This window comes from Polaromonas naphthalenivorans CJ2 (assembly GCF_000015505.1).
GTDB lineage: Bacteria > Pseudomonadota > Gammaproteobacteria > Burkholderiales > Burkholderiaceae_C > Polaromonas > Polaromonas naphthalenivorans.
The window spans coordinates 83633-100072 of record NC_008757.1 but is presented as its reverse complement, the minus strand read 5'-3'; the positions used below and the strand labels follow the sequence as shown (position 1 = coordinate 100072).

General features: G+C 49.2%; 21 protein-coding genes and 1 pseudogene. 4 read left to right on the top strand and 18 right to left on the bottom strand.

Features of this window, described 5'->3' with window-relative positions:
- The 4 genes from PNAP_RS21020 to PNAP_RS21005 are packed head-to-tail and all read right to left on the bottom strand — an operon-like array spanning position 1 to position 4069.
- Positions 1-2466, bottom strand: coding sequence for a VirB4 family type IV secretion system protein (locus PNAP_RS21020; protein ID WP_011797883.1), 2466 nt, complete (start codon positions 2464-2466; stop codon positions 1-3).
- Positions 2466-2780 (bottom strand): hypothetical protein, encoded by a 315-nt coding sequence (locus PNAP_RS21015; RefSeq protein ID WP_011797882.1) that lies wholly within the window; start codon positions 2778-2780, stop codon positions 2466-2468. The genes PNAP_RS21020 and PNAP_RS21015 overlap by 1 nt, the downstream gene beginning before the upstream one ends.
- A gap of 10 nt (positions 2781-2790) precedes the next feature.
- On the bottom strand, positions 2791-3102 hold the full coding sequence (locus PNAP_RS21010) for a TrbC/VirB2 family protein (protein WP_198140730.1): 312 nt from the start codon (positions 3100-3102) through the stop codon (positions 2791-2793).
- Complete coding sequence (locus PNAP_RS21005) at positions 3083-4069, bottom strand: ATPase, T2SS/T4P/T4SS family (protein ID WP_011797880.1); 987 nt, start codon at positions 4067-4069, stop codon at positions 3083-3085. The genes PNAP_RS21010 and PNAP_RS21005 overlap by 20 nt, the downstream gene beginning before the upstream one ends.
- Before the next feature lie 169 nt (positions 4070-4238).
- Between PNAP_RS21005 and PNAP_RS26055 the strand changes: the two genes are divergently transcribed.
- A complete protein-coding gene (locus PNAP_RS26055; protein WP_198140729.1) occupies positions 4239-4901 on the top strand; it encodes a nuclease-related domain-containing protein in 663 nt (220 codons plus the stop codon).
- 52 nt (positions 4902-4953) lie between these two features.
- Positions 4954-5343, top strand: a complete 390-nt coding sequence (locus PNAP_RS20995; RefSeq protein ID WP_408633761.1) for a hypothetical protein — start codon at positions 4954-4956, stop codon at positions 5341-5343.
- Between the two features lie 267 nt (positions 5344-5610).
- Here the strand turns inward: PNAP_RS20995 and PNAP_RS28360 are convergent.
- The 14 genes and pseudogenes from PNAP_RS28360 to PNAP_RS26040 all read right to left on the bottom strand — a co-directional run.
- Positions 5611-5826: pseudogene (locus tag PNAP_RS28360) on the bottom strand (transposase); the annotation flags it as partial.
- A gap of 604 nt (positions 5827-6430) precedes the next feature.
- Positions 6431-6838 carry an H-NS histone family protein gene (locus PNAP_RS20990; RefSeq protein ID WP_011797876.1) on the bottom strand — a complete coding sequence of 136 codons (408 nt, stop codon included), beginning with the start codon at positions 6836-6838 and terminating at the stop codon, positions 6431-6433.
- 127 nt (positions 6839-6965) lie between these two features.
- Positions 6966-7352, bottom strand: coding sequence for a hypothetical protein (locus tag PNAP_RS25200; protein ID WP_011797875.1), 387 nt, complete (start codon positions 7350-7352; stop codon positions 6966-6968).
- 60 nt (positions 7353-7412) lie between these two features.
- Complete coding sequence (locus PNAP_RS26045) at positions 7413-7721, bottom strand: hypothetical protein (protein WP_011797874.1); 309 nt, start codon at positions 7719-7721, stop codon at positions 7413-7415.
- Positions 7722-7797: 76 nt separating this feature from the next.
- Positions 7798-8316 carry a hypothetical protein gene (locus PNAP_RS20980; protein ID WP_011797873.1) on the bottom strand — a complete coding sequence of 173 codons (519 nt, stop codon included), beginning with the start codon at positions 8314-8316 and terminating at the stop codon, positions 7798-7800.
- 73 nt (positions 8317-8389) lie between these two features.
- On the bottom strand, positions 8390-8752 hold the full coding sequence (locus PNAP_RS20975) for a hypothetical protein (protein WP_011797872.1): 363 nt from the start codon (positions 8750-8752) through the stop codon (positions 8390-8392).
- Between the two features lie 66 nt (positions 8753-8818).
- On the bottom strand, positions 8819-9949 hold the full coding sequence (locus PNAP_RS20970; protein WP_011797871.1) for a hypothetical protein: 1131 nt from the start codon (positions 9947-9949) through the stop codon (positions 8819-8821).
- Between the two features lie 161 nt (positions 9950-10110).
- On the bottom strand, positions 10111-10416 hold the full coding sequence (locus tag PNAP_RS27250) for a hypothetical protein (RefSeq protein ID WP_157040455.1): 306 nt from the start codon (positions 10414-10416) through the stop codon (positions 10111-10113).
- Positions 10417-10580: 164 nt separating this feature from the next.
- Complete coding sequence (locus PNAP_RS20965; protein ID WP_157040454.1) at positions 10581-11408, bottom strand: phosphoadenosine phosphosulfate reductase family protein; 828 nt, start codon at positions 11406-11408, stop codon at positions 10581-10583.
- Positions 11409-11629: 221 nt separating this feature from the next.
- Positions 11630-12181 carry a hypothetical protein gene (locus tag PNAP_RS25195; RefSeq protein WP_011797869.1) on the bottom strand — a complete coding sequence of 184 codons (552 nt, stop codon included), beginning with the start codon at positions 12179-12181 and terminating at the stop codon, positions 11630-11632.
- A gap of 72 nt (positions 12182-12253) precedes the next feature.
- The gene (locus PNAP_RS20955; RefSeq protein ID WP_011797868.1) at positions 12254-12634 is read right to left on the bottom strand and encodes a hypothetical protein; all 381 of its coding nucleotides are present in this window, start codon (positions 12632-12634) and stop codon (positions 12254-12256) included.
- The gene (locus PNAP_RS27245; protein WP_157040453.1) at positions 12631-12918 is read right to left on the bottom strand and encodes a hypothetical protein; all 288 of its coding nucleotides are present in this window, start codon (positions 12916-12918) and stop codon (positions 12631-12633) included. The genes PNAP_RS20955 and PNAP_RS27245 overlap by 4 nt, the downstream gene beginning before the upstream one ends.
- Positions 12919-13082: 164 nt before the next feature.
- Complete coding sequence (locus PNAP_RS25190; RefSeq protein ID WP_011797867.1) at positions 13083-13964, bottom strand: hypothetical protein; 882 nt, start codon at positions 13962-13964, stop codon at positions 13083-13085.
- A gap of 430 nt (positions 13965-14394) precedes the next feature.
- Positions 14395-14640 (bottom strand): hypothetical protein, encoded by a 246-nt coding sequence (locus PNAP_RS26040; RefSeq protein ID WP_157040452.1) that lies wholly within the window; start codon positions 14638-14640, stop codon positions 14395-14397.
- Positions 14641-15519: 879 nt separating this feature from the next.
- On the opposite strand from PNAP_RS26040, the gene PNAP_RS20940 reads away from it, so the two are divergent.
- Entirely contained in the window at positions 15520-15822 is a 303-nt protein-coding gene (locus PNAP_RS20940) for a hypothetical protein (RefSeq protein ID WP_041377525.1), read from the top strand.
- A gap of 77 nt (positions 15823-15899) precedes the next feature.
- Complete coding sequence (locus PNAP_RS26035) at positions 15900-16169, top strand: hypothetical protein (protein WP_011797864.1); 270 nt, start codon at positions 15900-15902, stop codon at positions 16167-16169.
- Positions 16170-16440 lie beyond the last annotated feature (271 nt).

Sequence of the window (16440 nt, the reverse complement as noted above, 5' to 3'; positions counted from 1 at the left end):
TTAGCTCCTTTTAAGTGCTTCGGCGATATAGAAGTCGCGCCAGTCTGTGCGCCCGCTTTCTTGCGCTTTCGTGAAGAGGTCTTGATAGGGCATCTCCGATCGCAAGTAAGCCAATGCATCTTTGCTTAGGTTTGTGCCCATCACGCGGCAAATACCATCGGCAACTAGCAGGTAATCGCGTTTGGGTTTCAGGTTTGCCAGCAAGTTGACTTGTTCGTCGTGCATGCCAAACATGGATTTGTAGAGTTCCCGATGGTTTTCCAGTCGTTGGTTGTAGCCAAGAATCAGGTTCGGTATGTTGTCGGCAATGGTGGCGCGCACGCGCTCATCGTCAATTCCGGAAACCGACTCGGGCGACTGGATGGTCAGCCAGACAAACGCATTGAGTTTTCGAAACGTCTTGAGCCAGTCATCGAATGCCCTGAGAAACTGCGGACTGTTGAGCAGAAAGGACGCTTCTTCAAGATAGATAAAGGTCGGCCGCCCGTCCAGACGTTTCATGATCATGCGAAAGGCATGGTCCAGAAATGCCCGGGCCAGCCGGTCCACGGCCATGATGTCCTTCATCTCGATGCAGGTCCACGATTCCAGGCTCAGCTCGTCCACCGTGCTGTCGAACATCCCGTAAGGACCGTTGTTGACCCATTCCGCCAGTGCGGCTTCGAGTTTTCGTGGCAAAACACCGGCCACCGTGCCCATGGATATGGGCTGGTCGGTCTTGGACAGCGCAAGCAGCGTGTCATCGATCACATTTCGATCTTCGGGCGTTACTTGAGTGCCGCTCTCTTCCAGTCTTTGAAGCAAAAACTCCCGCGCCCAGAGCCGCCCCATGGGCCCTTCATTGACGGCTGCCATCGGGTTGAGCTTGATGCCCGACTTGAGGTCGATGTGCGTTCCGCCAACGAGGCCGGTAATGATCCGGCAGGAAAAATCCCTGTCGAAGATAAACACCTGTGCATCGGGGTAGCGCTGGAACTGCGCCAGGCACAAGTTGGCGAACGTCGTTTTACCGTTCCCGGAAGGCATCACGAGCATGGTGTGCCCGAGTTGCCCGACGTGAGGGTTGTAGTGGTACGGGGTCCCATAGACCGTTTGGAACAGGCACAGGCTCGGCTGGTAGGTGCCCGTGGTTTCGCTGAAGTGCTGGCTTTTTGGCGAGCCCTGGTCAATCGTGTAGATTGGAGCGCAATCCGCGGCGACCTCGGCGTTGACAAGCATGAGCCGCTGCTGCATCGACCACTGGCCGGGAATCATGGAGTAAAAGCTCGCTTTCAGGCCCAGCCGTTCCCTGATGAATGGCACATCGCTGAGATTTCGCCCCACCTCGTTTACTTCTTGCTCCAGGTGATTCAGTGAAGTTCCAAAAACGGTCACTGTCATGGCGTGGTACAGCCATCCAAGCCCTTCGACTGTTTGTCTGCGCAATGCTTCGAGGCTTTCCATGTAAAGGTCGGCTTTGCCAGGATCGACGCCCGGCTCAGACGATGTTGCTTTGGCAATCGCCCTTTGCATGAACGTGCTCTGGTTCATGAAGTAATAGTTGCTGACTTCCTTCAGCGTTTTGACCGCTGCAGCTTGCCCCAGGCAGCGCATCACATGCGTGAGCCTGAATTCCAAAGGACTCGCCACCAACCGCTCCATCAGGCCCGGCGTGAGATTGGTGGGGTAGTTCTTGAGTGTGAGGTTTGCTGCGAAGATGGTTCGATTGGGACCGGACACTGAAATAACTTCCCGGCCAATTTTGACGTCGCTCAATGCGCAGTATTCATCGAGCATCGCACCGACTGGCGGCTTGTAGGTGCTGTTCAAGGCAATGGACAGGTTGCCGCTTTGAAGCAGCGCATTGTCCAGGTCCCAGCCGCTCAGCCGTTTTAAGCTCATGATGCTGTGCGAGTTCATGAACTGCTGGACTGCGCCCTCGGCAGTGGCAAGATTTTGGTCGAGCTGGCGCGCATCTGACAAGGCTGATGCGCTGGTAAAGGTAGCCGGGTTAAGGCTCTTGAGCATCGCAGTGATGACAGAGGTATTCTCTTCGTTGACCAGCCTTCTGACGTTGTCCATGTATGCGTACATGCCCGTCTCGCCCGTGTACAGGATGTACATGCGATAGGTAATGTTGAACATCTTCCCGGCGTCCAGGGCTTTGCCTATCAAATCGTCAAGTTTCTGAGCGGCATCATTGGGAAAGTTGCTTTTGTGCCGGGTGCTGTCCCTTTTCTTATCGATGGTCCACCAGACATAGAACCGCTCATCAAGCGTTTTGAGTGACGCCTGAAGTTCGAGCAACGCTTTTTTGAGCGTGTGCTCGGAGATATTGTCAATATCAAGGCACCGGTACTCCATCCCGGATAGCAAAGAGCCGTCCTTGCATAAAATCCAGTCGGGTGATGCATGGCAGAGCCAGGGCAGCAATTCCGAATGCGAGGACTTTGATTCCGACGCTTCTTTTTTAAGAGCAATGACCATTATTGGGACACCCCTTTACCGAAAAATTGAGGGCGTGACGATTTCTTGGAATCGGCTGCCGGAATGCCCGCTTCGAATTCATCAGGCAAAGTGGCATACAACGCATAAACTTCCATCACCTTATGGTCAGTTCTGAATGCCCAAAGCATGACGCCCTGTATCAGCAGCGCGGGAATGATGACGAATAAACCCTCGGGCAACCCAATGACGAGTCCAACCATCCCTGTAATTGCCCATATCAACACTGCGGTGTTTCCACCGATTCCACCCCTTAACCGAGGGCGGCGAAGTACCGGGTAGTCGACACTGGCCATATAAGCAGGCTTAGATCAGACCTGATGAGCAGCTGACAACCAGACCGGTTTTGGTGACCAGGAATGTTGCGCCAACGGCAACCACGCATCCAATCAACACCTTTTCGATGATCTCGCCAATCAGGGCGCTTTTACCGAAGAAACTGTTGATCACATACAAAAGTATTGCCAGCACGGCCACTGTGCCGATGATCGATTTGATAAAGCTGACAAGGTTGCACAGCCCCGTGGTATCTGCCGATTGCGCAAAGACTGGTCCTGCCACCAATGCCAAGGCAATAACCGCAGCGGTTTTGAGGCGCTTAGAGGTAATCGATTTCATATTCACCATTTTTTATTCCTTTAACTAAAGCTATTTCTTTGACACTTCGAACACTTTTAAATACACCGCCGTCTGCTGGTTCATAGCGTCGCTCGGTATAGATCAAAAGATTGATGGCAGCGGCGATATAGCCTCTGGCGGTTTCCACAGGGATATTCGATCCCTCTGGAACACTCATTTGGTACAGCATTTCCAGCGTTCCCAAGCCTTCCCTTGCGCTTGAGCCATGGATGGTGGTGATCGAGCCGTTGTGTCCGCTGGACAATGCGCGGATCAGATCGAACGTGTCCTCGCCCCTGGACTCGCCAAGAATCAGCCGGTCGTACCGTGAGCGCATGGCGTGCTGAATCAAGACCCTTGACGTGATGCCAATCTGCGGGTTGGTGAGGTAGCAATCCTTGTTGGCTACCCTGATCGCCAGCTCGTGGGCGTCTTCTATCGAACCGATCCGTTCGTAACTGGGAATCTTTCCAAGCACGGCATTGGCTAAAGTGGTTTTTCCTCCGGAGGTCGGCCCGAGAAACACTGCGTTCTTTTTCTCAACGATGATCAGGCGGACCAATAGCTCGGCCTGCTCCGCAGTGAGCATCTTCCATTCCACGAGCTGCTCCAGACTGGGCCGTTTGTCAGGGTCTAAATGCTTTCTGATGCAAAGCGTTGTGCCGCGTTCGTCGATGGGCATGAGCGCCCCGGCAAAGCGCAGCCCGCCCACGGAGGTACTGACGATGGCGTTGGCGGTGTTTGCGAGCATGTCCCTGCCGACCGCTTTGGCCACATTGATGAGGGTCAGCTTTCTTTTTTCCTCGGTGAGAACGACGCCGGAGTTTTCAATGTTCCCCCTTTTTTCTACCCAAACGCAGCCATCGGCCGTGACCATGATTTCAGAGACTTCTGCGTCTTCAAGGATGGACTTGATCGGATGAAGATAAAGCGCGATTTGGCCTTCTATGTGTTCCCTGTTGTGCATGCGTGCATCTTCCCAACTCACGAGCGCGGAAGATGGGCGAAAGGCGGCACTTTTCGGTGCGCTTTCAAAAAAACAAATAATGCAGCCTTATTTGGCCGTTTTCCTGATTGCACAATGACCAATCAGTGTCACCATGATTTCATTCCAATCTATCCATAGAAATCAAATCATGTGCATCAACAATTCAGAAGCTCAAGCTGCAAACTATCTCACCACCGCATTCAAGCGCACGTTCGATGACGTTCGAGTTTTAACCGGCGTTGTCCTACCGCTTCCAGAAGGCGCCAGGCTTGCAACTGCCGAATACGATTGCATCGTGATTTGTAATGCCGGCGTCTACCTGTTCGAGGTGAAGGGCTGGAATCAATGCCTGGTAGGCCGTGAGAAAGTTGAGGCTGGGCATCAGTGGTATCTCGAACAAGCTAACGGCGATCGTAAGCATGTGAATGATCCCGTTGCACAAGGCTCTGAAAAATTTCAGGCCATGAAGGGCTATCTGGATGCCAGAATTGCAATCAAATACTATGTTGTATTGCCTGGCACGGATGTGCAAATATCTCCCACCCTCCCCGCTACCATCCTGACTGCGCAGGATATTTCGTATATTCCCAGATTGTGCAATTCCGCGACCAAGGCAAGCAAAATGTACCAAAAGCTTGATAGGGAAACCGTGGCACTTCTGGCTGACTACATCAAAGAAAAGTCTGGTGTACTGACCCTGAATGAACATATCGCAAACTGCAATCGATTCCAACTTCAGAAAAAGGCAGCACGCCATGCTTCGGGTTCAGGTCTAATGGCGATCTCAGTCGCACCAGCGTGTTGCGACTGATGTTGCTTAAAGGCAGAAAGGTGTTTTTTCAATGGTGCTTCCTTACGAGACCATGGTGAGTTCATTCGCAGCGCAGGACGATATCAAAGAGTTTCTGGAATTTTTGGGTGCATCAGACGTACTTTTTGGATTTGATTCCAACATGGACTGCTCTGTCCAATGGAGTCGAAAGGACGAAGTCTCGAACTTTCCCCTGAATGCCAACGGCTACATTGCGATGTGGATGCGGGCGAGACCCTGGAAGCGCAGGCCTGTTGTGTCTGAACGCCTTAATGAGCAGCAGGAAATTGAGTTGGCAGTGATCAATTTTTGGTATGTCTTGCGTGACTTTGTTTTCTCAGAAGTACCAAAACGCATTTTCGATCAAGAAAAAATGCTCAAGGTCTCAGAGCAGCAAACACAACTTCTTGTGAAAAGAATGACCCTGGGTACCTCGGCATAGTCCTTCTACGGCTCAGTAAGCGACCTAATTAACGCGATGTGCAACTTTTCGAAGGCTAAAGTTGCTCGATGACAGGGGTGAGGAGCATGTCAATGCCATTAAGTTAGCGGGGTATCCAGATAAATGCGGTAATTCAGCGGCGCCATGGGCTGACGTGGATTTCCATGTCGAGCGACGCAGGCGCAGTCCTGCCAGTGCGGGGTGGCTCAGGTCGGACTTGCCCCGCTTTTGTGGGGTTTGGGTTGGCGACGAGGTCCCGAAAGGAGATGGGATCATGGCTACCGATTGTTCAAGGAGTCGGTAGAAGAGCTTTCCCCTGGCTCGCGACCCTCGGCGGTTAAATCGAAAGGCGAATTCATCCAAGTAGGCTTGCATATGATCCGCACTGAAAGAGCCCTGGTGGGTGCCGAGCAGCCACCTTTTTACGAGAGACGCCACCCGGTGTACCCCCGGCAGCACCTCGTGCGCCTCCATGCCTGAACCTTTGGATTCAATGGATCAAGAAAAACACGCCTGCTGCGCCGCCGATCAAATATATTACGAAAAATGCTTCCATTTTGACATTCGCTATACACGTTAGCATCGCGCTAAATAGATGGATGCATTAAAAAGTCAGCATCATGCGGTAGCGAGAGTTCTGTTTAAACTGAATCCAGGTTGTTGTGTAGTGCCTGTATCGTAGCCGCTGGATGTAGTTTTGTCCGGTTTTTCTAGGCCTTTTTGGACCGAAAAAACAGCTGTACTTGTTGACTGCTCCCCGGCCTGAAGGCCGGGGATTCTGATTCCCGGTCTTCATGCTAAGGCTCCTCCTGCGAGACTCGTCAATCCGCGAGCGAGAATGTTTTTTGCCGCAGTCAGTATTAGCGCTGAGTTTTACCCCGTGGTGAAAGGCCACCTTTAAGTCCTGCTGCTGCGTTAATGCACACCGTTCGGTGTCTTCCCTCTCGACAAAGACAGCAAGCACCTAACAGTGCTGCTAGCTAAGGACGCATTCGATAGAAGCCCAAGCAACCCGGTGCCGGCGTGACGGACTGGCCGCTTGCCCGTAGTCAGCCAGCTTGGTGTATTGCTACGCCAAGCTCTGGATTTAGGCTTTAGCGGATTCCGCTGCCTTATCTTGTGCTGGCGCGTCTTTTGAAATCAGGAACTCGTCCCGGCTGTGGCCTTGTTCAATCAGGGTGTTCATCCACTTCGGTGCCATTCCGCGACCGCTCCACTCATTCTTGCCATCGGGGCTGCGGAACTTGGCTGGCAGTGGCGAAGATTTGATCTTGCCCTTGACAGCTTTGATGGGTGTCGCAAAATCTTCCTTCAGCATTCGCGCCTTTGGAACTGGACGCGTCAGTTCTTGGGCAGTGATGCCGTAAGCTGCCATGCGTTCGCGCAACTCAGCAACAACCACCGGCCGATTCTTTTTTTTCAGTTCCTCGGACTTTTTTTGCAACTCTGCAATTTGTTGATTGAGCTTGACGACTTCATCTATTGGATTTTCCATTTAATTCTCCGGAAGATTAAAAAGCATATAGTACTGCCAAATATTTAAGCGCTTCGGCATGCAGCATTTCAACAAGTACAGGCAAAAAAAATCCCCCCGCACCGAACAAGCCAGTGTGGGGGAGTTTTCAAATGTCGATGATCATGCAGGCATCGTTGCCGGCAGAATGTGGCATGTCCCTGGCAACAGGTTCAAACCTGGTGGCCAGATCCCGAGAGGTCCAGCCGTACTGATATGACCAGTAGCCGTCGTTTGGTTCGCCTGTCGCCTTCGCTTCAGACGCTGAGTAGATGAGCCAGCTATCGAATGCCTGGCCAGTTAGATAAGTTTCATTGACGATGCTGTCGGTCAGTTCATCTGTTGGCTGATCGATAGAGGCGACATGGAAGTCGAGAATTTCAATTGTGCTTGAACCGTCGGGTCGAGCAGTCATGAGAGCCACTCTCAAAAATTCTGTTATCTCTTCATCGTTATCGCCATCGATGAGCACTTGCAGGTTTACAATTTTTGCCATTGACCTTTTCTTTCCGGCCAGGTTAAGGCCATAGATTTGATTTAAAAAATGCGTCCGGGCTTAGTAGGCATAGACGTGCTCGACAGAAGAACCAAAAGCGCTTTGGTATGGAATCGAAGGCCCAGAGCTGACAGGCCTTGCGCCTAATGGATGCATGCGTTGAAAACCATTGAGAACCTTGATTCGGTCTTCCTCGGTGCTCATTGCGAGACCCTTGGAAAGGTCCTCGCGCAAAGTGAGTGCTCGTTTTTCATTTGAGTGAAAAACGAGCAGGCGGTTGTGCCGTCCATACCCGGTCATTTCTGTTTCCTTATCTGAAACAAAGCTGTTGATTTGACTTGGAATTCCGTGTGCTTTTCTTGTGTTCATATGCTTTCACCAATAAAAACACCCCAATCGAGGGGCGGTAATTTTCTAAGACCGATGACTACGCTTTAATGCGGAGTCAGGTAATGATTTTGCTTTCCATCAGTTTCACAAGCTCAGTGGTTTGGACCGAAACAGTATCAATCGGCTCTAGTGAGTCTTGAGCGAAAACATCGCATTTCACACCCTCATGAATGTAATGAACGCTGACGTTGCCGCGCTCCTTGTTTAAAACATTAAATAAATTTCCATCACTGGCTGGACGGATCTCGAAAGCAGGGTTGTCGCCAAAAACGATATTCATCGGATCAATGGTGATGTCACGAAGCCGAGCTATGTCTTGCGTAATGCGTTCAACCAGGCATTGCACGTCATCTAAGGCCGAATCCAACTGGTCAGCATAGATGGCCTCCATATCCGCAAGGCCCAACCGTTCTGTAATACCTAATGCGGTGGTTTCGGCTGTCGATCTGAAACCCTGAGTAGAAAGAGCGCGCATCACTTTTAGCGCATCCAGGCCATTGCTATTGGGATATGCAATTGGCAGCTGGCCGTTGGAGCCAGCAATGATCACTTCAAACATACGTGTAGAAGTCATTTTTCATTTACTTTGCCGATAGGGCGTTAATAAAAAACCACCAAGGTGGTTTCAGACAAGTGCTTATGTGGGGCTAAGCTGCGATTGCAGCTATCTTCACGTGACTGTTGAGCAAGCCTTTGAAGTAATCAAGGGCTTGACCGTGCACAATGAAGTTTGGGTTTTCAATGGCTGTGTATGTGCCATCGTCCAAGCCTGTAGATACATCTTGGTAATTGCTTTCAGCCATTTCCAAAATACTCAGCAGGATGAATCGTGGAACTTCCAGCTTCTCATGCTGGTTCAACGCGGTGATCACCTTTGAAGTGAACTCCTCATCGGCAACAAGTTCTCCCAAGCAGGTCGAACCGTCTGCACCAATGATGCATTGACCGCCTTCCAGTTGCGTATTTACTCCACCGTCAGTACGAAAAGGGAAACCTTGAATGATTCGCATAAAACCTTCTTTTAAATAAAAAAGCCACTTCTCAAAAGTGGCTTTTTGGGTTGAAAAAATAAAACTTTAGATGTCGAAAGTCATTTGCTCGACTTGAGGCTTTTTGGCGGTTTTCATTTCTGAAATCGCAAGATTGCACTCAATGTATGGCGCCAATGCCATTGCCTGGATATGGTCCTTAACTACTTCGGTGAAGATGGCGGACATGCCCGGTTTATGCAACCGGGCAAACAGTCGATCGCGTTTGTCCATGTCCCACTGCGTCATTTCTGCACGCTGTGCGCCGGATAAGGATGCCATGACTTCAATCGTCATCCCTTCGTGAGAAGTGACTTGGAGAGCTTTCATGTGTTTCTTAAATTTGATGTACGCAGACTCAGCCGTTCCCAGATGCTTCTTTTCCAGCTCGATCAATTTCAGGCAAAACCAGCGATCTGGACTGCAGCTCAAAATCCTGCCCAGCCAATTGACCACAACAAACCGGACATCCTTGTAAACGGGTTGATCATCCACAGGGAATTCAAATTTGTAGATTGTTTCTGGGAGATCGAAGTTGGACTGTTTCCGTAGCACTGTGGCTGACGCTCTCTTCTCGTCACAATACCCAAGATGGCCAAAAAACCTTTCTGCAACTTGACGTTGTAAAAAATTAAAAGGCAGCATCAGCCTTTTATAGGAATCATTGGATTCAGCATCGCTCATGTCCCGAGTTGTAGCCCAGGCCAAATCAACATGTTCAGGATTGTTCAGGTCCAACACAAGCCATGCAGCTTCCGAGTGCCCTAGAATGCTTTCGATCTCCAAATGCAAATCTAACTGAACCGCAAATGCTTTAATTTTTTCAAGTTTAAGCAGAGGATGCGATTCACTATGTTTTTCATCACAAAATTTCAATTGCAGCCTGAACTCATCCTTGATGATCGGCGCTCTTTCGATTGCCACGCGCCATTTATTAATGTCAAATTCACCACTGATCATTTGACCTTTCTTGCCGCGCGTAATCCCATCATCACAGTAGTAGCAATACTTCAGTGGAATATCAAGAGCATCTTCCAATTTTGAAAAGCCGTAGAGATTCCAGTTGGGAATATATGGGTCAACGTTGTTGGAGTGGCTCAGAATATAAAGTGCTATGTACTCAAAGCGAACACCCTTCAAGCGGACCGCAGCGCGGTCATAAATATATTCACTGCTCATAAAAATTACCTTTCATACTCAATAAAGAGTGGTTAAAAAGGATTAAGCCAAAGGCTTTCTGTTGGTCTGATGTGTCAAGCCAATAGAAAGCCTCTCGAGGGAGGTTTGGCCCGTAGGCTGGGTATTAAAAAGCGGCCATGTTGATCATGGCCATTCCAGATTTAACTCATCGTGTAATGAGCGAGTGCCTGGGCCTTAACGCTCTTGAGATTTTTTAGCGCCGTTTCGTGTTGTGTGCGAACTGCTTTCTTCGAGCACAGTGAGTATCGGGTTTGCGAAAGAATCATCAGAAAGTCATTTGAAGATGAAACATCAAACATGCCTTCCATATGGCTGACAAGTGCAGTAGTTCTGACGCTTCCTGCTGTGCATTTACCCGTTGAGATGTTCAGTACACGGCCGCTGCCTAGTGACACTTGCGTGCTGGCTCTCCATCCGTGAAAGCCTACTTGAATTTTCGTTTTCATAGCGTCGATTCATTCCTCAGTGGAGGTAGTTAAAAAGACGCAAGCACGTAGCTTTCCTATGAAGCCCAACAGCCTCATGGGAAAGCATTGGCTAGTCAGCCAAGTGCAACCTGAGAGGTTGCACTTGGCCGTTCAGGTTTTAAAGTTTCGTTTTCAATACTTGATTAGGCCGGTACGAGCTCGGCTTCCGGTTCAGCGATAACGCCAGTTATCTGCTCCAGGGTTTGTCTGCCTTTGCTTTTTGAGGGCATCATCATGACTTGTCCTGTTGTGTGCTCTAGCCCTACATAGGTGCTGTAGAGTTTCGGATTGTGTTGCGCAGCAATGGTCAGATCCTTTGTTGATGCCATGATGCAAAAAACACAGGAAAGCCTAGACATCCCTACGGAATATGCCCAATGAGGTACTTGTCCGGTAGCTTTGATTTTTGCAAAAACGGCTTCAACGGTCCAGTGATGGATGGGCAGCCAGTCATACCATTCCCGGTCATTCTTGCTGTTCTTTTCAGAATACTTGAACGTAGCGAGCTTGGCACGGTTACTTGACTCATCCGATCTCAGTCCTATGCAATTGACGATCAACTTATGACCGGTTCTTCGTATCGTTCTTTCAATTGGTCCCCTTTTTAGATCACTCGTGCATTGACGAATGGAGGGTGATGGAAACATTCCCCTTTCACGGATCATTTCCAGTAACATTCGACGAGAACGGCAGGTGTGTACCGTCATTCCCAGCACTGTTGATTGGATGTGTTCCAAAACCCCTTCCCATTCAACTTCTGGGAGTTCGGCATGCACTACAAAAATCTGGCTTCTCGGAACCAGATCAGTAATGAAGTGAAACATCGCCTGAGAATCCTTTCCCCCTGAATGATTGACAACGAAAATAGCGCCCCGCGCAATTAACTCATTGATCCGAATCAACTCTGATTTCAAATCATCGGCCTCCTCATCTTGGAAGAGGCTGAACGTAGTGAATATTTTTTGTTGCATTGTAACTTCCAGTGGTTTTGAAATCACAAGAAGCTATCCGGAGAATTGCTCCCCGTGGGTTATTTATCGTGCTGCAATTGCAGGCTGGATAACCCTTGATTGCCTGGCCGGGCAAATTTAACAAAGCAGAATATGCTTTGGTAAATCAGCTTTTCATGGCTGAGTGGAAAAGCCAGGGCGCGAGGTGTTACCTCGCGCCCTGCCCTTTAACAGCACAATTTTTATGTGTGGCTGACCATATCCATGAATTCTTGGGATTCAAAGAATTCATAGACAATTTTCGCTTCAGCAAATGCCGCCATCGGAGAGCAAAGTAATTTGATCCTGAACAAAGGTACCAGCAGTTCAGGCTGGTACCTGTTTTTCTGAGCCTGAACGTAGATCAAACTCCCTTCGCTATTACCATTGACAACGCCCACTTGAATGAGGGCATCGTTGTAATACCACTCTTTTGTCGGTACTGGCTGAATGCTGTCTTCGCCGATGACTGCCAACCAATGGAGGGAGGTGTCAGTCTGCGCATAGATATTTTTCTCAAGCGCACGTCCAATGTCACGCAGGTAAACCTTGTCGTCTTTTGACTTGGGCGGGTTGGGTGTAATTACCAAGCCCATTCCTTCTACCAGCAGAACGCCGTCCGACATGACGGTCCTTTTGCCCATGTAGCGGTTTCTGACTCTTTCCCAGTCGGTCCAGTCAGTTCGCTCTGCAGTCCATAATTTCTTGAAATCATCATGCGTAGCATCCCATTCAGCTTCAGTCATCGTTTTCATGTTGAGCTTTCATGTATTTTGAAGTCGTTAGGCAGCACCCCTTGGTGTCTGCCCTACGAGGGTTGAGTTACTTTATGGCTGTTTGGCAAAGACTTCAGCAGCACCACTGTTGTCGGTGGTCACGATGCCGTTGGTTCCTGCTTTGGCGCTGGCTGAATCCAGGAGTTGAGCTTTCAGGCTGAAAAGTTCTTCCTGGTTGAGCTTGCCAACATCGTTTATCTGACTCAGGTGATGGTTGTACGCGCCTCCCTTGATAGATGGCGACATAAGCACATGACCATTAGTAAGATTAATGAATCCAATTCGGGTATCGGATTGGATCTTTACCCGAGTTTTGTCGTCATTGGCACCGATGGGATAAGTAATGAAATCTTGGGGTTTGCGCATTCCATCGAATTTTCCATCGAAGTCCAACGTTCCCATTGAATTGCGCTTGATGTTTTGAATGTTCATATTGCCTCCGTTGGAATCTGGAGGCTGGACTTGACAAGTTCATAAGCTTGTACCGGCATGAGCTCGTAACTAGCGAACAAGGTGTAGTAATCGTCATGAATCTTAATGATCCAACGAGCTATATCCATGTCAATCAGTTCGCTCATGTGAAATACCGAACAGTTCGGAGCTACCCTTTCCCACTTGCAAGGAGGCAGAGCACCTAAGTGGCGGTGGTATTGTTTTTCAGTGATTACTTTTACTTCTCCAGACTTTGGAGAATTGAATTGTGTTTGATTGCTCATCATTTTCTTTCGTTGAAGTTGATGCTGGAAAACCAGCGCTAGAAAACTTCAAGTGAACGTGATTAAACGAACTTTCCGAAACGCAGACGCTTTGGAAAATCAGTTTTCAATCAGGAACGAAAAAGCGGCCTGGGCCGCTTTTTCGTTTTGATGGATATATTGACTCAGGCAGTCGGTACCACCTTGAGTAGTTCTTCTTCCTGCATTGCAACGTAAGCACGCCGGGCAAGTTCCTTAATTTCGCAATAAGTCTTACCACGGTTGAGCTTAAGCACAAACGAGCTGATAGCGTTAGCGCGATTGTGGTCGGGCATTTTGCGGTACGCATTTTGGTATTCCGGCGAAATGGTTTCCAACGCCATCGCTTCCTGTGTTACCTTGCTGGCCACAAAGACAACTCTGGCATCGTTTATCAAATTACGCCGAACCAGGTCCTGTGCGAACTCAACGCTTGGGTTAATCGCTGCGTAGTAAACACCATGCATGAACGCACCCTGAGCGATCTGGTCGCCAAGGATAGGCCTGGGCGCATTCATGACAAGCCAGTCTTTCGGTAAGTTTTCCGGAAGACTTTCACAAACAACGGCCTGAGCGCATTCAACCGCTTTCCAGACTGCTATGGCCGCGTCTGTCATTGCCAGAGTGTTCTTGCAGGCAGCATTATTCTCGACATACGCTACCGCTCCCTTGATCGTCACGATTTCCAGTGGCAGCTTATTAAAGCTCCGTTCACCTAAGTCGTGCCCGATATACCAAAAGGACTTGGCATCGTTTCCGCTGACACATACTCCAGTCCACTCGTCAGGAAGCGAATCACCCGTGAGGTCCTCACAGATGATGACCTTGCCCCCGGCTACGGTCATGAACGGCGGTAATGCGCTTTGCCCGCATCCGCATTGCCACACCAAGAGGCCTGGCACAGGGTTGTAGGGTTTTAATTCCCTCAATGGTTTTGCTCGAAGGCAATCCCAGCATACCTTCGTGTCGCTTTTGATGAATGGCGACATCTGTGTGTATTCAGACAAAACTGTTTTGGTTTCTTGCATCTTGATCCTTGAAATGTGAATTTGAATGCTGGAGATCCAGCGGAGTTGAAATTCACAGCCCGCACTAAAGCAAACTTTCAGAAGCGGCTTCGCTTGAAAAAGTTAGTTTTGAGGGGAGCGCGACCTTGAGGCCGCGTTCTGGTTTGAAAATTACCGATTGATGAAGTAACCGTATTTCTTAATATGCTCACGGTCATGATGCCGCTTGATTGACTTCATGGTGGGCGTGCGCCAGTAAGGAAACCACTTCTCAACCAATCCTGCCCTGCGGTTGATACGTTGATCGAGAGTACCCCTGCATAGCTGCTCCAGCCACCTGTAGCAGGCTTCAGAGTTATTCACCATTTCGCAGCCATTGAAGGTCCAGCGCTTTGGAGCACGTAGGATGTAATCCCTCAACTCGTTGCTATGGAGTTCCATGTATTTAGCTTTACAGCGAACGGAAAGCAAAAAGCGTTTTACCGCCGTAGGCGGATTTCCTCATGCCACCGGCGGGCATGACTTCAGGAGCATCAAGGCTGCCTGTAAAGTTTGAGAAGACATGCAGTGCTTCGTTGGGAAGTGCTGAACGCCATTCGTCAACCTCTGTAAATCCTGGCCTGAAAATAGTCACCCGTGGACTGATAACCCGGACAGGTTTTTTGCTCACTGATTGAGCTGTTTTTGGATGTGCCATTACGTTTCCTTGAAAAAGCAAGGAAACACCCACAAGGATGTTATCCCTGCGGGTTGGTGATGAAATTCATGCTGAAAAGTCAGCGGCTATTGAAACTAGGTCGAACCAAGACGGCTGATGCGATCTTGGCCAACACCAATAGGTTACACGGTTTTAACAAGTTTTTCACAGTCAAAAGTGACTCAATTTTCGTTCTTATTTGATGCCGTTGCCGACCTAATTAGGCCGCACCGCCCCCGGCTTGAGCGGGGAATACCGCTCTTGAAACCCGCAGACCATGTCCACCTAGCTTCAATCCCCGCATGGCGGGGGTTGAAGAAGGAAGATTTCAAAAATTAGCAGCCAACTTTGGTATTCCCCGCGTGGCGGGGTTGAAGGAATTACGTCGCATTGACGATGAGCACCAGTATTCCCCGCATAAGTGGGGGTTGAATGTCGAACCAGAATGCCTTTAGGTACGGAAATGTATTTGGCAGCGTCTAAATGGGAGATAAAAGCAGTTGGCGAATTTAGATAGGCATAGGGCAAGCAGCTAACTGCTGTCGCTTATGGCGATTGATGAGTATTTTATGAATGACAATGCCTAGATAACCAACCGTAGAAATTCCAAAAACAACGGCTGTTGTGAAGATGCCGAGCGACTCGTTGCACATAAGGATTACCTCTGTTAAGTTAAATAATAACCACTTTTATTCATCTTAAAACATAAGCTTTAAAGACGATGCCCGCAATCTAAATTGTGTAGAAAATCGTAAGCGTACCGGGCTTGCTTCGCGCTAGCGAGTCAAGTCAAAATGACGCCATTCAGCAGCGACATTTCAATAAGCGAGGGTGCACGACAGGTTTAGTCTTGCGTGATTCCAACTTTTCACGCTGCTCATGAAATATCAGTTCATTTTCGCCGCCCTACTGCTCTCCAGCCTTACCGCACAGGCCGGTGATGAGGAAAATTCGGTGATCCTTGTTAGTGAACAAGAAAGCGGTCCACAGCCGCATGAAAGTCACTTTCGTAAGGCCTTCAACCCCCGCCAGGGCGAAGGGTTGTACACAAGGCCCGATGGCACATGCATTTTTCGCACTGTTTTCGACAATGGCTATACGCACGTAACGATCGATGGGAAAGGCACTCTATTTGCCCAGAAAAACGACGTAGTGGAGGACGTGCAGGTTCCCTGTCCCTGAGCGCATCAAGCATGTTTGCATGATCCAGAGTGAGTGATATCTTGGTTTGAACAGCGCTTTGCTGTAAAAAAAGAATCATGGAAACAAACTATCGAATGCGGCCCATTGCCGCTGAAATTACCCATGGCTGGATCGCACGAGCCCTTAGCAGCAAGTTCAGGGTCACGTATTCAAGTGGGCGCTTTGGTGATACCCACTACGTGATCAAAGATGGCGTAGGGGGCCATGTTGTGCTTACGCAAAATACGAAAAACGGTCGCAACGTCGATGCTTCACTTTTTTCGCCTTTGCAGCATGCCATTATGGAAAAGCTGCAAGGTTGGGGCTTAGTTGTCGCAGCAGAATAAACGCTAAGAAAAACTTTTTTTGCCGCAATCCGGCCTATAACTGGCCGAGCCTGGTCAGCTGAGTCCGTACAAAGTGTCTTTGGGCTGACTGTCCTTGGACGTTGTAATCACACGCACCGCCCTGTCGAAGTCTGCTGACCCAGCGCCAGCACTGTCCATCAGGCGCTCGAGGCTTGCGGGTATCACTTAATTTGATTGACGCATATTTTCAATGTTCATTTGAATTTGCCTGCAGGTTTTTGATGAGTAATCTGAAGTATCTCTTTGGGAA

Excerpts from the sequence above, each read along its gene's own strand:
- PNAP_RS21020 (WP_011797883.1), bottom strand. The coding sequence starts at position 2,466 with ATGGTCATTGCTCTTAAAAAAGAAGCGTCGGAATCAAAGTCCTCGCAT.
- PNAP_RS21015 (WP_011797882.1), bottom strand. The coding sequence starts at position 2,780 with ATGGCCAGTGTCGACTACCCGGTACTTCGCCGCCCTCGGTTAAGGGGT.
- PNAP_RS21010 (WP_198140730.1), bottom strand. The coding sequence starts at position 3,102 with ATGAAATCGATTACCTCTAAGCGCCTCAAAACCGCTGCGGTTATTGCC.
- PNAP_RS21005 (WP_011797880.1), bottom strand. The coding sequence starts at position 4,069 with ATGCACAACAGGGAACACATAGAAGGCCAAATCGCGCTTTATCTTCAT.
- PNAP_RS26055 (WP_198140729.1), top strand. The coding sequence starts at position 4,239 with ATGTGCATCAACAATTCAGAAGCTCAAGCTGCAAACTATCTCACCACC.
- PNAP_RS20995 (WP_408633761.1), top strand. The coding sequence starts at position 4,954 with ATGGTGAGTTCATTCGCAGCGCAGGACGATATCAAAGAGTTTCTGGAA.
- PNAP_RS20990 (WP_011797876.1), bottom strand. The coding sequence starts at position 6,838 with ATGGAAAATCCAATAGATGAAGTCGTCAAGCTCAATCAACAAATTGCA.
- PNAP_RS25200 (WP_011797875.1), bottom strand. The coding sequence starts at position 7,352 with ATGGCAAAAATTGTAAACCTGCAAGTGCTCATCGATGGCGATAACGAT.
- PNAP_RS26045 (WP_011797874.1), bottom strand. The coding sequence starts at position 7,721 with ATGAACACAAGAAAAGCACACGGAATTCCAAGTCAAATCAACAGCTTT.
- PNAP_RS20980 (WP_011797873.1), bottom strand. The coding sequence starts at position 8,316 with ATGACTTCTACACGTATGTTTGAAGTGATCATTGCTGGCTCCAACGGC.
- PNAP_RS20975 (WP_011797872.1), bottom strand. The coding sequence starts at position 8,752 with ATGCGAATCATTCAAGGTTTCCCTTTTCGTACTGACGGTGGAGTAAAT.
- PNAP_RS20970 (WP_011797871.1), bottom strand. The coding sequence starts at position 9,949 with ATGAGCAGTGAATATATTTATGACCGCGCTGCGGTCCGCTTGAAGGGT.
- PNAP_RS27250 (WP_157040455.1), bottom strand. The coding sequence starts at position 10,416 with ATGAAAACGAAAATTCAAGTAGGCTTTCACGGATGGAGAGCCAGCACG.
- PNAP_RS20965 (WP_157040454.1), bottom strand. The coding sequence starts at position 11,408 with ATGCAACAAAAAATATTCACTACGTTCAGCCTCTTCCAAGATGAGGAG.
- PNAP_RS25195 (WP_011797869.1), bottom strand. The coding sequence starts at position 12,181 with ATGAAAACGATGACTGAAGCTGAATGGGATGCTACGCATGATGATTTC.
- PNAP_RS20955 (WP_011797868.1), bottom strand. The coding sequence starts at position 12,634 with ATGAACATTCAAAACATCAAGCGCAATTCAATGGGAACGTTGGACTTC.
- PNAP_RS27245 (WP_157040453.1), bottom strand. The coding sequence starts at position 12,918 with ATGAGCAATCAAACACAATTCAATTCTCCAAAGTCTGGAGAAGTAAAA.
- PNAP_RS25190 (WP_011797867.1), bottom strand. The coding sequence starts at position 13,964 with ATGCAAGAAACCAAAACAGTTTTGTCTGAATACACACAGATGTCGCCA.
- PNAP_RS26040 (WP_157040452.1), bottom strand. The coding sequence starts at position 14,640 with ATGGCACATCCAAAAACAGCTCAATCAGTGAGCAAAAAACCTGTCCGG.
- PNAP_RS20940 (WP_041377525.1), top strand. The coding sequence starts at position 15,520 with ATGAAATATCAGTTCATTTTCGCCGCCCTACTGCTCTCCAGCCTTACC.
- PNAP_RS26035 (WP_011797864.1), top strand. The coding sequence starts at position 15,900 with ATGGAAACAAACTATCGAATGCGGCCCATTGCCGCTGAAATTACCCAT.